At 61.8% G+C, this 13,577-nt stretch carries 10 protein-coding genes and 1 tRNA gene; 6 read left to right on the top strand and 5 right to left on the bottom strand.

Going from position 1 to position 13,577, the window contains the following annotated elements; translation table 11 throughout:
* The 4 genes from MWL89_RS02580 to MWL89_RS02565 all read right to left on the bottom strand — a co-directional run bounded on the left by MWL89_RS02580 (window position 1) and on the right by MWL89_RS02565 (window position 4,890).
* Window positions 1-816: a hypothetical protein gene (locus MWL89_RS02580; RefSeq protein WP_244411642.1), complete on the bottom strand. Its 816-nt coding sequence runs from the start codon at window positions 814-816 to the stop codon at window positions 1-3.
* Between the two features lie 14 nt (window positions 817-830).
* Window positions 831-2,684: a DEAD/DEAH box helicase gene (locus tag MWL89_RS02575; RefSeq protein WP_244411641.1), complete on the bottom strand. Its 1,854-nt coding sequence runs from the start codon at window positions 2,682-2,684 to the stop codon at window positions 831-833.
* 114 nt (window positions 2,685-2,798) lie between these two features.
* A complete protein-coding gene (locus tag MWL89_RS02570; protein ID WP_244411640.1) occupies window positions 2,799-3,374 on the bottom strand; it encodes a LysR family transcriptional regulator in 576 nt (191 codons plus the stop codon).
* A gap of 7 nt (window positions 3,375-3,381) precedes the next feature.
* On the bottom strand, window positions 3,382-4,890 hold the full coding sequence (locus MWL89_RS02565; RefSeq protein ID WP_244411639.1) for a helix-turn-helix transcriptional regulator: 1,509 nt from the start codon (window positions 4,888-4,890) through the stop codon (window positions 3,382-3,384).
* Between the two features lie 338 nt (window positions 4,891-5,228).
* Here MWL89_RS02565 and MWL89_RS02560 point away from each other — a divergent pair, with 338 nt between their 5' ends.
* The 6 genes from MWL89_RS02560 (at window position 5,229) to MWL89_RS02535 (ending at window position 12,568) form a co-directional block, all read left to right on the top strand.
* Window positions 5,229-8,282 carry a molybdopterin-containing oxidoreductase family protein gene (locus tag MWL89_RS02560; protein ID WP_244411638.1) on the top strand — a complete coding sequence of 1,018 codons (3,054 nt, stop codon included), beginning with the start codon at window positions 5,229-5,231 and terminating at the stop codon, window positions 8,280-8,282.
* Between the two features lie 3 nt (window positions 8,283-8,285).
* Entirely contained in the window at window positions 8,286-8,921 is a 636-nt protein-coding gene (locus tag MWL89_RS02555) for a 4Fe-4S dicluster domain-containing protein (protein WP_244411637.1), read from the top strand.
* Window positions 8,921-9,790, top strand: a complete 870-nt coding sequence (locus tag MWL89_RS02550) for a dimethyl sulfoxide reductase anchor subunit family protein (RefSeq protein WP_244411636.1) — start codon at window positions 8,921-8,923, stop codon at window positions 9,788-9,790. The genes MWL89_RS02555 and MWL89_RS02550 overlap by 1 nt, the downstream gene beginning before the upstream one ends.
* 300 nt (window positions 9,791-10,090) lie before the next feature.
* A tRNA-Thr gene (locus MWL89_RS02545) sits at window positions 10,091-10,166 on the top strand.
* Between the two features lie 847 nt (window positions 10,167-11,013).
* Window positions 11,014-12,189 (top strand): helix-turn-helix domain-containing protein, encoded by a 1,176-nt coding sequence (locus MWL89_RS02540; protein WP_244411635.1) that lies wholly within the window; start codon window positions 11,014-11,016, stop codon window positions 12,187-12,189.
* Between the two features lie 193 nt (window positions 12,190-12,382).
* Window positions 12,383-12,568 carry a hypothetical protein gene (locus tag MWL89_RS02535; RefSeq protein ID WP_244411634.1) on the top strand — a complete coding sequence of 62 codons (186 nt, stop codon included), beginning with the start codon at window positions 12,383-12,385 and terminating at the stop codon, window positions 12,566-12,568.
* Window positions 12,569-12,769: 201 nt separating this feature from the next.
* On the opposite strand, the gene MWL89_RS02530 is transcribed toward MWL89_RS02535, so the two are convergent.
* Window positions 12,770-13,531, bottom strand: coding sequence for a class I SAM-dependent methyltransferase (locus MWL89_RS02530; protein WP_244411633.1), 762 nt, complete (start codon window positions 13,529-13,531; stop codon window positions 12,770-12,772).
* Between the last annotated feature and the right edge of the window lie 46 nt (window positions 13,532-13,577).

The following is a 13,577-nucleotide window of genomic DNA, read 5'->3' as shown; positions in this document are numbered from 1 at the left end:
TTAGCTCCTTTTTGCTTCGAAAACGCCCGATTCAAGTACGGCGCGGCCCAGGTCGGTGACGACCCAGGCATCCCGCCAGCGCACAGCGCCTGTCTCCTCGAGCCTGCCGAGGAAGTAGCCGCAGAACCGGCGCGGCTCCTCGCAGAGCGGATCGTGGTCGATCGCCTGGTCGAGCTCCTTGGTAGGGCAGCCGCCCTCGCGCCCCGCAAGCTCGAAGATGCGTTCGTAAAGCGGCAAGTAGCGTTCCTCCTCGGTGATCGTCTGCACGATGAGTTTCTCGCTCTTGCGTGCAGCAACGACATCGAGGCCCTCGCGCGTTGCCCGGTAGAGCGAAGGCGGCGCGGGCTTCACCACGATATAGTCGTCCGCAGCCGTGGCGGATTCAAAAGCGGCTCCCTGTACCCCGGTGTCTACCGAAACAGGTTCTCCCTCGACCGAAGCGTCCGCTTCCGCTCCCAAGCGCTCGAGCGCTCCCGCGCGCACGAGCAGCTGTACGATCTGGGGGACGTCGTATACGCTCGTCTTGGTGGGGTACGCCGCCTCGACATCGGCGACGACCGTATCCATGTCCTTCGGTTCGTCGGCGCAGCATTCGACGGCACGAAGGATACGGAACTGCTGCCCGGGAATGCCCTTGAGCAGCTTGTCGATGCGCACCGCCGCCGGCAGCTCTACACGCTCGGGCACGCGGGAAAGCTCGGCATCGGGGATGGGCGGCAGGTAGTCGGTTTCGGGTTGCTCATCTTCGCCCGCCAGCTCGAGATCAGCCAGCGGATCGAAGTCGTCGTCGATTACAAACACGTCAAGATCGCTCATGGTAACCAGTCCTTTCACAGGGTCGTCGAAGCGTAGAGAACACGGGTTTCGAGTTCGCGCGGAGCATCTTCGGGCACGACGAGCGCCTCATCGGACACATCGGCGAACTCCGAAGGGGTCACGGCGGCGCAACGAACGCCGTCCTTGACGTAAACGCGAGAGGTTTGCATGGAAAGCACGCTCGCATTTTCAAGGCGATCACGGGTGAAGCGCGAACAGACCGTCTCGTCGCGAGCTGTCTGGAGCAGATCGACGAACAGCAGCCGTTCGCGAGCCAACGCCACCCGGCGGTGGTCGACCGTATGCTTGTCGTCAACCGCATCGAGCGCAGGAAGAAACCCGTTCACGAGCCCCGTAACGAACGTGACGGCAGCGCTGCGGCCATGGCAGTACCGGTATGGGGCAATCGTCACGGAGCCGCACGGGCGGATGTCGTCCGAAACGCCGAATGCGCAGCGGGCAAGACGCTCGATATCGGCATGCGCGGCATCGCTGCCGAGCAGCTCGACCGCGGATGGCCCAAGCGGCATGTTGTGCGTCGCGAACAGTTCAACCGCTTCGTCCCGCCCGATCGAGGAGCAGGCGGCGCGGAGCTCTTCGAGCTCGTCGAGCGGCGCATCGAACTTGCCGAACACCGTGGTCGCCCGTTCGTCATCGGACACGGCGCGCAACGAGGCAAGAGCCTCAGCCACCGTGCAGTTGCGATCGCGCGCATACGCCATCAGCTCGAGGAACGCATCGGAGCGCAGCAGCCAATCGCCCAATCCGAGCCACGAGCGCAGCGCGGTGATATCGTGCGGATCGAGGTAGAGCTTGAGAAACGTCGCCAGCTTGATTTCACCGTTGCGGCCCTCGGCACGCGGATCGCCCTTGATCTTCACCGAGCCGCGCTCGAAGTTCGACGGCACACCGATCTCGGCCAAAGCGGCTTTGATCTGGCTTCCCCACGTAGGGTTCGGCACGGCGACGAGCACATCGCCCGGAGGGGTGCCGGCAGCGAGGCGCTTCCGTACCGCCCGGGCAACGAAAGCGAATTCCGCTTCGGGGCTATCGAGCACGACGCTCTTTCGCGGCGCAACCCGTCTCTCGGTTTCGAGCACAAACGCCGCATCGCACGATGCCGCGAGCTCGTCGAAACCATCGAAATGAGGATACGGCTCCTCGGCGTTCGCGACGGGCAACGCGCTTCGCACGGCGACGAGGCCCGACGTGGCAAGGTAGCGGATAAGGCGCTGCGTTGCCTTGCTCAGAGAACCGTAATCGTCGACGATGAGCGCAACGGGTTCGGGCTCGATACCCGCACCGACAAGCCCGCGATACGCCATCGACGGTACCTCGCAGGGAAGAAGCGCTTGGCGCACATCGAGGTTTTCGAGGAGGATCGCGTGCACGGTCTGCTCCTCGGAAGTAACGAGCCAGCCCTCGTCCTCATCGGCCGTATCGCTTATGCTTTTGTAGAAGAATTTGAGCATCTCGCGCAGCCGGCCCGGCTTGAGCCCGCTCACTTTCACGTCTTCCATGAGCACGTCGTGCTCGTTTTCGTCGAGCACCCGCGCACTGCGTCCGACGGCACTCTGCACGCGCGGGTCGGCCATGGCTTCGAGGGCGAATTCGCGAGCGGTCGCCACCGCATCGCCGCCGAGCCCATGATGCGAGGCAAGCGCCGCGCGGTAACGAGCAGCAGATACGTCATCGGGGCACACGATGCGAGCGGGCGTACCGTTGTGAACGAGGTGGGATGCCTTTGCGATGAGGGCGCTGATTACGTCGTCGGACGCACCGCGTTCGACGCACAGGCATGCGCCGTCTTCCTGCTCAAGCAAGGCTTGCGTCAGCTCTTCGACTGACGTGATTGGATAAGCACTCATTTGCGGTCTCCATCCTAAACAATCGGATGAAGCCCTCTGCTCCGAAGCTCCCCAGCTTCATGTTCGTGCTTTCAATGCTGCCAGTATGCCCGACCCGTCGAGGGGCGTCTACGATCATTCCGAAACGGAATAGACCAAATCGAGCGCTTCCTGCTTGCCGCCTACCCCGATCTTACGGTACACGCGGCCGAGCAGCTCGGCCACCTCGTCGCGCGATAGGCCGAGTTCGGCTTGAATCGCCTCGAAGCCGCTTTCCTCGAGGTAGAGAACCAATGCGCCGACCTCGCGCTCATCGAGCGCGTACTTGCTCGCCATCCTCCGGCACGCGCACCGCAGGGCCGTATCGCGCCGAACGGGCATGCCCTGGGCGTGCTCCGTGAAACCCGATCCTGCACGGGACGCGCGCGACGCCGACGCGGGCTCGGCCCCCTCGTGGGCGCTGCGCACGAGCGCCTCGGTTTCCGCAAGCAGGTTTGCGAATCGCAGGGCTTGGGCGTAGAGAAGCTTTCCCGCCGCGGTCATCGAGATGCCCGACCGGTCGCGCACGAACAGCTCGGCACCGAACTCGCGCTCGAGCACCGCCACATGCTTGCTCAGCGTCGACTGGGTCAGATGCAGCTCGCGTGCAGCCGCCGTGAAGCTGCCCCTGTCGGCAACCCGCACATATTCCTGCAGGTACGTCGTCTCCATCGCCCGCTCAGTCCCTCGTCCGCTCCGGCGCATCGAACAGCTCTTCCACAAGATCGATCAATCCCTGGCGGTTCTCCACGCCCACTTTATGGTAGATATGGCGAATATGAGTGCTCACCGTACCGGCCGAAATAAACAAACTTTCCTGAATGCGCGATATGGTCCTGCCCTGCAAGAGCAGCTGCAGCACTTCGGTCTCGCGCGGCGAGAGCCCGTAGCGTTCGGCAATGAGCGCGCCCGGATCGATCGGATCGGGTCCGCCTTCCGCCTCGCCCGCTCCTTCGCCCGTCGCAGACACACGCTCGAGGCCGTCGGCAACCACCACGGCATCGAGTTCCCCGATGCCGACGCGGATCAGATCGATCTCGGTGAACAGAAACAGATGGGATACGAGCAGCACGAGCACCGCCACGACTGTGAGCACCGCGAGGTTGAATTCAGAAACGCCGACCGCTTCGATCGTATGAGCGCACAGAGCTCCGAGCACTTCGCCGCCGTACAGGGCCACGAACCCGAGCCCGATAGCGCGGGTCGGACCCACGTTGAAGCTGCGCGACACGTTGATGCACACGACGCACAGCGCCGCGGTGAAGCATCCGTAGCCTCCGAATATGAATGCAGTCGAATACGTGCTGTTATCGCCCATGAACGGCGTGAACAGACACCCCGCGCACAAGAGGAGCATGGCGAGACGATACGTATACGAAACGCTGTCTCGGAACAGAAACACCGCGATGAGCGCCGTTGCAAGAGCGGCCAAAAAGCCCGCCAAGAACAAATACGTTCCGTATATGTCCTGCACCGCGTAGGTCTGATAGCCCGAGAGAACGTCGAAGAACCCCTCGATCGCCCCGAACAGGGCGGCTCCGAGCAGAGCCTTCACGAACAGGCCGATCGTCTGGCGGGAGATGACGCCGCGCGGCGCGGAAGGAGCCTGATGCTCGTTTCGCTTGAGCCTGAGCAACAGCAGCGCCGATGCGGGCGGCAGCAGCACGATGGCGACATCGGCCGCGAGCGGCGGCACGATCGTCAACGCGAACGCGATCACGAACGCCGCGCACATGGCGCATGATATCTCGATGAGGGCGAGGCGGCCTCCTCCCCCGGAAAACACCTCGATCCAGGCGAGGAAGAGCACCGCGGAGCTCGTGCCGGTCATGATGCTGCTGATGCCGAGCATGAGCATGCCCGTCGTGGTGGTCAGATCGGAGAACATGGTGAGCACACTGCCCGCGCACATGATGAGCGCCGCTCCAACGACCACGTAGCGGTTCGACCCCACGCGTTCGTCCCGGGGCACGAGGATGGCGATGAACAGCATCGTGACTACCATGGCGCACAGCGATACGAACAGGTTGATATAGAGCGATCCTCGCACATCGGAAGAAGAAAGATAGGGAACGATACTGTAGAAGACCATGAGCACCCAAACCCAGTTGAGCGAGAACCCGGCCACGCGTTTCAGCGAGACGCCCCGGCCCCAAGTCTCGCCCCATGTCGTTTGCAGACCGCCCATGCCCTCATTCTCCCCTGAGTCATGCGAAAACAAGCCTTTCCGACCCCTTATCGGATAGGTCGATTATAGGGAATAGCGCACCGACCATGATACGGCCTGTACTATTCTAATTTAAGAATAATTGAAGTAGTTATCTATTGTTTTTCCTGTTCAAAGGCGGGTCAAGAATTCTCATGATACGAAAATCATAAGAATTTATGATGCGGTCCATCCCCGTCTCCCAGGCTTTGCCCGATGTACGAAGCCCCATCGGATCCGTATGGTTGCTTCGTCGGCCGAGCCTGTGCGCTCGAAGTCGGCACAAGACGAAAACGAGACGAGAAGCAAGGAGGAGGAGTATGGGTAACCTGACCATGTCACGACGCTCGTTCGTCAAGACAGCGGCTATCACCGGTGCTGCGGTTGCCGCGTTCGGCGCTTCAACGCACACCGCGCTCGCCGAAGATACGTACAGCGTGGTATCGGGCAACGACACCGTCGAAGTGAAGTCGTGCTGCCGCGGTTGCGGCAAGATGGAATGCGGCGTCAAGGTCATCGTGCAGAACGGCCGCGCGATCCGCATCGAGGGCGATGAGGGCGCGTTCCAGTCCATGGGCAACTGCTGCACGAAGTCGCAGTCGTCGGTTCAAGCGGCGTATCATCCCGACCGTCTGCACTACCCCATGAAACGCACGAACCCCAAGGGCGAGGAGCCCGGTTGGCAGCGCATCAGCTGGGACGAGGCGATGCAGACCATCGTCGACAACTTCCTGGAGATCAAGGCCAAGCACGGCGGCGAAGCGATCGCCTGCCAGGTAGGCACCTCGCGCATCTGGTGCATGCATTCGGAATCCATCCTGAAGAACATGCTCGAGACCCCGAACAACGTCGAAGCATGGCAGATCTGCAAGGGTCCGCGCCACTTCGCCACCACGATGGTATCGCAGTTCGCCATGTCGTGGATGGAAACCATCACGCGTCCGCGCGTGTACGTGCAATGGGGCGGCGCTTCGGAGCTTTCGAACTACGACGATTCGTGCCGCACCACCGTCGACGTCGCTTCGCGCGCCGACATCCATATCAGCTGCGATCCGCGTATGGCCAACATGGGCAAAGAAGCCGATTACTGGCAGCATCTGCGCCCCGGCACCGACGGCGCGCTCGCACTCGCGTGGACGAACGTCATCATCGAGAAGAAGCTCTACGACGATCTGTACGTGAAGAAATGGACCAACGCGCCGTTCCTCGTCTGCGAGGATATCGAGCCTTCGGGCTTCCCGACGGTTCGCACCGACGGCTCCTACTGGGACGTGCAGACGATCCTGCTCAAGGAAAGCGATATCGTCGAAGGCGGCAGCCCCTACAAGTTCCTCGTGTACGACAACAACTGGGAGAAGCTCAAAGACGAGGGCGTCGAGCATCAGTACGGCGCATTCACCTGGTTCAACGCTGATCAAGAGGGCAACATCGACGATACGGGCGGCTTCTGGGAAGGCGAGAACTACGATTCCGAGAAGGCGCGCGAAGGCCGCGAGGCGAGCCAGGATCACCTGCTGCCCGGCCAGACGCAGGGATGGCTTCCCGATCCGATGCCGTTCGATCCGGCCATCGATCCGGCGCTCGAAGGTGAGTTTGAAATCGAGCTCAAAGACGGCAAGACCGTGAAGGTCAAGCCCGTATGGGAGTACTACAAGGCGCGCGCAGCCGAGTACGATCTGGCTACCGCCGAGGAGATCACGGGCATCCCCGCATCCGAAATCGAGGCCGCAGCCACCGCCTACGGCGACCGCCTCGATCCGTCGAGCGGCTACGGCAACGGCGGCATCCAGTACATGCTGGCCGTCGAGCACGGCTGCAACGCCATTCAGAACTGCCGCGCGTTCGACAACCTCGTGGGCATCACCGGCAACATGGACACCCCGGGCGGCAACCGCGGCCCGACAATCGTGCCGATCGACGGCGACCTGCAGGGCTTCAGCGCCTGGGCGCCCGGCGCCTCCACGCCCCCGGCCGAGGTGAACGAGAAGCAGATCGGTGCCAAGAAGTTCCCGCTTTTGAGCTGGTGGCAGTACTGGTGCGACAGCCATTCGCTGTGGACCGCCGTGCTCACCAACGACCCCTACCCGGTACGCGCCCTGTGGAACGAGTCGGGCAACTTCATGAGCCAGTCGAACTCCACGACCGCATGGGAAGCGCTCCTTTCGCTCGACTTCTTCGTCGACCTCAACCTGTGGCACACGCCGCAGAACGACACCGCCGACATCATCCTGCCCGTCGCGCACTGGATCGAGCTCAACTCGCCGCGCGCGAGCCAAGGATCCGCAGGCGCCATGGGCGCTACCGTCAAGTGCGTGCAGCCTCCCGCCGAAGCGAAATACGATCCCGAGATCGTCATGGACCTCGCCAAGCGCATGAACTGGCAGTGGACGAGCGAGCCCGGCAACGAGTGGCCCGACATCAACTGGCAACTCGACGATTCGATCAAGCTTTTGACCGACGACGAGCTCACCTACACCACGTGGCACGTCGAGAACGGCGTTCCGACCTTCGAGCGCCATGGCGTTCCCATGGACGAGGTAACCCCCAAGTACAAGACCTGGGACGAGTACGTTGCCGCCTTCCAGGAGCACGGCTGGTGGCAGGCCAAGGATATCGAGCCGCGCAACTGGGGTACGTACCGCCGTTACCAGACCGGCGCGATGCGCGCACGCGACCGCGTGTGGGCCCGCCTCGACTATACGGCCGGCAAGGGCATCGGCGACTGGAAGCCCGGCTGGTTCACTCCCACCATGAAGCAGGAGATCTGGTCGACCGTCATGGAAACGCACCACCCCGAGAACCGCGACTGGTGGCTGCCCAGTTGGGTCGAACCCCCGCACGGCCCGAAAGACGGCGACCGCATCAAGGAGTACCCGCTGACCGCTACCACCGGCCGCCGCATTCCGGTGTACTTCCACTCCGAGCACCGCCAGCTTCCCTGGTGCCGCGAGCTCTGGCCCGTGCCGCGCGTCGAGATCAACCCGAAAACCGCAGCCGAGTACGGCATCGAACAGGGCGACTGGGTGTGGATCGAGACCGAGTGGGGCAAGATCCGCGAAGTGGCCGATCTGTACTACGGCGTCAAGGAAGACGTGATCAACCTCGAGCACACCTGGTGGTACCCCGAGGTGAAGGACGCCGGTCACGGTTGGCAGTTCTCTCAGGTCAACCAGCTTATCGACCACGATGCGCAAGACCCGCACTCGGGAACCTCGAACCTACGCGCCTACCAGGTGAAGATCTACAAGGCGACGCCCGATAACTCGCCGTACGGAAACCCCGTGCCCTGCGACAGCAACGGCACGCCCATCATCCATACCTCCGACGACCCCCGTCTGAAGGAATGGCTGCCGACCTACGAGGGGAGGGAGTAAACCATGACCCAGATGTCCATCATCACCGATGTGAACCGCTGCGTGGGCTGCCTCGCCTGCTCGGTTGCCTGCAAGGCCGTCAACAACGTGCCGATCGGCAATTACTGGAACAAGGTCGTCCGCGTGGGACCGAACCCGATCCCCGGCGGCTCGGGGGATTTCCCCGACGTGTACATGTACTTTCTGCCCATCAGCTGCCAGCACTGCGAGAACCCCGAGTGCGTGAAGGTATGCCCGACCGAGGCATCCCACATCGCCGAAGACGGCACCGTCCAAGTGGATAAAGAGAAGTGCATCGGCTGCCAGTTCTGCGCCATGAGCTGCCCCTACGGCGTTCGCTACCTCAACGAGGAAGAGAAGGTCGTCGAGAAGTGCACGCTGTGCGAGCAGAAGCTCAACCAAGGGGAACTGCCCCAGTGCGTCAGCCAATGCGGCGGCAACGCCCGCTGGGTGGGCGATATGGAGCAGGGGCTCGACAGCTTCGTCGGATCGTTCGATTCCGCCGGCGAACAGCGCAAGATGGTCGAGTTCATCGAGCCATTCTCCGATTCGGATATGCACAAGCTGCCCGATGTGGGGAACAAGCCCTCGTTTTCCTACATCCTTCGAGATCATCACTGGGAAGGAGGCGATGAATAATGGAAGCGCAGTGGCCTCTTATTATCTTCACCCTGTTCGTTTGCTTGACCTGCGGAATTTTCGGAGCCATGTCGATCCTGACCCTGAAAGGCCAGGGAAGGCAGCTGCAGTTCACCTCGCTTATCTCCGCGACGGTATCGCTTGCGATCGGCGGGTTCGGAGCCTTTTTGCACCTTGAGCATTGGGAACGCATCTTCAACGGCTTCGGCCACATCACCTCGGGCATCACCCAAGAGCTGATCGGATGCGTGGCGCTCGCCGTCATCATCGTCGCCTGGTTCGTCGTACTGCGCGGCGGCAAGGAGATCCCGAAGGCGCTTGCCTGGATCACCCTCGCGGTGGCCGTGCTCATGCTGGTTGCCACCGGGCATTCCTACCTGATGCCCGCACGCCCGGCATGGGGTATCGCGCTCATCGTGTTCTACGTGGCGAACGCCTGCCTGCTCGGCGCGGTTGCGATGTGGCTCATCTCGATCATGAAGAAGGACGAGGCGTCCGAAGGATCGAGCATCCAGTTCGCGCTCGTCGGCTCCGTCGTGCAGCTCGCGGCCATGGCCGTCTACACGATCGCCTGCTCCATGACCAAGTTCGCCGACTTCGGCTTCTACGCGGACCCGACGTCGATGACCACCGCCCCCACGCACGTGGACAGCCTGCTTGCGATCATGGTATCCGGCGACGGCGCGCTCATGTTCTGGTGCTCCATCGCCTGCGCCGTCGTGGCCCTCGTGTGCGCCATCGCGGCGAAGAAGAAGGTCGGGGCGTCCAAGCCCTACATGATCATCGCGGTGATCGTGGCGATCGCCTCCTCGATCCTGTTCCGCGTACTGTTCTACCAGCTCGGCTTTGCAATGGTGCTTCTGTACTGACGCACGAGCGGCACTTCGGTGCCGAGGTCGCAGGGCTTGCCGCCCAGCGCGACCGCCGAGGCCAACCCCGCAGGCAGCTGCCGCCTGCGGGGGCCGGCCTTCGCCGCACAGCGTGCAGCTCGACGGTAGCGGGACCCTCCCCACTACCCTGCTCGTCCCGCTACCGTCGAACTCGCATACTGCGATACGAGTAGGCACCGCGCAGGAAGCCTTCCGCGCCGAATACGCTGCAATAACCGCTTGCAGACGAAAGCCTGTTTCGCTATACTTCTTGTTCGCGCTTCACTTGTGAAGCGGTGCGCCAACGTGGCTCAGCTGGTAGAGCAACGCACTCGTAATGCGTAGGTCAGCGGTTCGAATCCGCTCGTTGGCTCCAGAAAAAGTGCAGGTCATCGGGGTAAAACCTGGTGGCCTGTTTCTGTTCTAGGTGCCCGAATTTGCTACTCACCCGCAAATCTTCCGCAAATGCAAACAATACCCTGCAAAATCATGCCGTTCTCACTTCGATGATGCGCGGCTCGTCCGGCTCGCTCGCGAACAGATCGCCGATCAGCTTCGCCGCCTTCTCGTCGTTCTCGGGCACCGCATGAGCGTACCAGTTGAGCGTTATCGACGCGTCGGAATTCGCATCATCAAGTGACGCGTGTTAAAGCATGAACTAGTAAAGCGCCCGCATGGTGAGCATTTCACTTCCTCCGACGCTTTCTTTATTTAATATGAGCAGAACATTGTCAAGAGGCAATGAAAGGTCGGACCGAGGATTATCCCAGTCTGCCTGGTCTATCTCTACTAGGCTTACCTTCCTGATGACTGCATCCACATCGACGCCCGCTTTTGCAGTTTAATACTCGCGGCGGCAGGCTAGCAGGATGTCCCATACGACAACAACGCATCGTCGTCTGCTATGTTCGCCGCTGGCTTCGCATTTCGTTGCTACGGTTGAGGATCTTGCCTTCGAACAAGAAGAGTCTCCGACTAAGCCATCATGGTGCCGATCACCGTTTCAAAACCTTTGACCTCAAAGCCTCGGAAGGGTTTTACGCGCAGGTTTCTACCTTTCGGGAAAAGCGCCCCGACCTCGGATTCGCTTCTTGGAATGCTTTGCAGCGCCGTCCCGCATGGCGGTGTTCTCGGCACATCGGCACAGCAACGGCGCACAACAGCCGGATTTTCGCTATGATGGATAGCTATCGTTGACTCCCGATAGCCCGGAAGGAACCCGCATGATCACGGTTGCGGACATACTCGCTCTTCCCGCCTTCGAATGGGTGCAGCCCATCGTGCGGTGCCCTGGCGCCGAAGCGCGCGAGGTTCGCAACGTGGGGATTCTCGATTGCTCGCCCGACAAAGACGACGGGTACCTGTCGTACATCCCCGGGGAGTTCATCGTGACGAACCTGGGGTTTGCGCGAGACGACGCCGAGCTGTCCGAACGGTCGTTGCTGGTGCTGATCGAACGCGGCGTGTCAGCCATCGCTTTGAAGAAGGTGTACACCCCCATCGTAAACGAACGCGTCCGCGCGGCGAGCGAAGATGCGGGCGTGCCCCTGTACTTCTACGATGGCGCTTATCACGAAGTGGTGGCGTACCAGGCGCTCGACCTCATTCACCGCGATAGCGAGCAGTCCAACAAGGGCCGGATCCTGGACAATCTGCTTTCGGGTCACGACCCGCTGGCCACGCGCGCCGCGCTCTTCGAGCTTGCAGGAGCCACAGGATCGACCGTGCAGTGCATCGCCGTCGCCCCACGCGCGCTCGACGAATGCTCGCTGTACGCGACGCTCGATGCGCTCACCGCCGTACTCGCGGACTTCAAACGCGATTGGGATGTGGTGGATGCCGTGTTCGCCTTCCGCTACCATGGCACGCTGCTTTCGCTCGTATCGTATACGCAGCCGCCTGCGGGCGTGCGTTCGCGATCAGAGGGCGATCTCGTTGCCCGAGTGCTCGCCACCGGCCCGGTCTCATTGGGAGTGGGCGAAGAAACACCTCTCTCCGACGGCGACATGAGCATACGCGAGGCGCTTGCCGCGCTCAAAACCGCACAGATCGAAGGGGCCAGCATCGTTCGCTGGGCCGATCTGCACCACGACGCCTTCCGCGCTGCCGCATCCGAAGGGCGCCTGTTCTGGCGCACGGCAGCTTTGCATCGCGCCCTGCTCGAAGAGCACGATGACGCACAAGGCACGGAGCTGTCGGCAACCTGCGAGGCTGTGGCGCGCGCATACGGCGACCTGCGCCTTGCCGCCGAGGCCCTCCATCAGCATCCGAACACCGTTCGCTACCGCCTGCGCAAGGCCAAAAGCGTTTTGGGCATGACCGATTCCCCCGATCGGGAGTTCGCGTTCTTGCTGGGGCTCGTCTTCCTCGACCACACGAACCCCCTGGTTCAACCCTAGAACGGTACGGAAACGGCATTTCCGGAAGGTGCGGCACGCCGTTTTCCTGCCGCGCATCGACCCGGCATCTCCGACACCTCTCATCCCGTTTTGTCCGATCGGCCAAAACGGACGGCCGAACTTTTCCAATCGTCTCAAAGCTCCTGCCCTTTCGACGCGTAAGCTGGTTGCACCGAATAGAAAGGAGAACGTCATGTTTGGGAATTTGAACGAACAGGCCACAAGCACCTTGCTGTCGTTGGAGTCGGGCGATCTGTCGTACTGCCTCAAGCTTGCGAAGCGCTTCGAGCACATGGGCATCGAGGAGGAGCAGGCCAGCAATGCACTGTGCACCCTCGTCGCCAGCGACGCCCTCGAAACCATCTACCAGGCGGGATAGCTCCGTACCTCGACCGCCCCTAAGAACGCCGCCTGATCCGTTTATGCAGCGGCAATGCGCAGTTCAGCGATTCGAATCCGTTCGTTGCCTTCTGAAGAAAGAAGCAGGCCAGTCTGAGAAACCAGATTGACCTGCTTCTTTCTTCAGAGCCGCAAAGGCCCCCTGCGCCAGCCGCGTGCGCCAAAAGCCCGAATCGGCCTGCTACCGCTTCTGGCCGATATAGAAAACGTATCCGTAGTGCCGTTTGTATTCCGAGTACAGCTTTACCTCGTGCCGATTCTCCGCAACGAACGCTTCCACGGTTTCGCTGTCGGGGTACTTCTTCAAAAGCCCTTGGAGCGCCGCCTCGCGCGGAGCGAAGTACTTCTCCGTCCAGCAGTATTCAGGCAGCGCGAAGGATGCGACGAACCGATACCCGCATGCCTGCAAAGCGGCAACGTTGTGCTCGACCGAATCCAACCCGCTTCCAGCATCCGACCAGAACCTCTCGATGACCTCGGGGTGCTCGGCTGTCAGCCACGAGGGGCAGGTTACGGCAAGGTAGCCGCCCTTTTTGAGGAAGCCGCGCCAATGAGCGATCCCCTCTTCGAAGCCGATGTTGTCGATCGCGCCCTCCGACCAGATCAGGTCGAGCGACTCCCCGTCGAAGGGAAGGTCGTCCATCGAACCGACGATTCCCTTCACCCTGCCCCCGAGGCCCTGCTTGCCGGCGTTCTCGTTGAGGACGTCGATGAAATCGGGGGACATGTCCAGACCGACGATGCTACCGGGCACATGGCGGGCGAGCTCCAGCGTTTGCGGTCCGCTTCCGCATCCCAAATCTGCCGCATGCGAGATTTGCGCGAGGTCGCCGAGGAATCCGAGCGCCTTGCACGTCGTCTCGGCGCTGCCAGGACCCTGCCTCTCTAATCCCACATGGGCTTCGATCAGCAGATCCAGTATCGACGGTTGCTTGTTTTCCATAGAACGCATCCTCCTTTTCGCCAAGCATACCATAGCGCCAGCCGCT

This window comes from Raoultibacter timonensis (assembly GCF_022845715.1).
Taxonomy (GTDB): Bacteria; Actinomycetota; Coriobacteriia; order Coriobacteriales; family Eggerthellaceae; genus Raoultibacter; species Raoultibacter timonensis.
Note: the sequence above shows the minus strand (reverse complement) of the source record. Positions and strands in the feature narration are given on the sequence as shown.

What these genes read in the sequence shown, in the direction of transcription:
- MWL89_RS02580 (WP_244411642.1), bottom strand. Translation starts at nt 816, where the DNA reads ATGAGCGATCTTGACGTGTTTGTAATCGACGACGACTTCGATCCGCTG.
- MWL89_RS02575 (WP_244411641.1), bottom strand. Translation starts at nt 2,684, where the DNA reads ATGAGTGCTTATCCAATCACGTCAGTCGAAGAGCTGACGCAAGCCTTG.
- MWL89_RS02570 (WP_244411640.1), bottom strand. Translation starts at nt 3,374, where the DNA reads ATGGAGACGACGTACCTGCAGGAATATGTGCGGGTTGCCGACAGGGGC.
- MWL89_RS02565 (WP_244411639.1), bottom strand. Translation starts at nt 4,890, where the DNA reads ATGGGCGGTCTGCAAACGACATGGGGCGAGACTTGGGGCCGGGGCGTC.
- MWL89_RS02560 (WP_244411638.1), top strand. Translation starts at nt 5,229, where the DNA reads ATGGGTAACCTGACCATGTCACGACGCTCGTTCGTCAAGACAGCGGCT.
- MWL89_RS02555 (WP_244411637.1), top strand. Translation starts at nt 8,286, where the DNA reads ATGACCCAGATGTCCATCATCACCGATGTGAACCGCTGCGTGGGCTGC.
- MWL89_RS02550 (WP_244411636.1), top strand. Translation starts at nt 8,921, where the DNA reads ATGGAAGCGCAGTGGCCTCTTATTATCTTCACCCTGTTCGTTTGCTTG.
- MWL89_RS02540 (WP_244411635.1), top strand. Translation starts at nt 11,014, where the DNA reads ATGATCACGGTTGCGGACATACTCGCTCTTCCCGCCTTCGAATGGGTG.
- MWL89_RS02535 (WP_244411634.1), top strand. Translation starts at nt 12,383, where the DNA reads ATGTTTGGGAATTTGAACGAACAGGCCACAAGCACCTTGCTGTCGTTG.
- MWL89_RS02530 (WP_244411633.1), bottom strand. Translation starts at nt 13,531, where the DNA reads ATGGAAAACAAGCAACCGTCGATACTGGATCTGCTGATCGAAGCCCAT.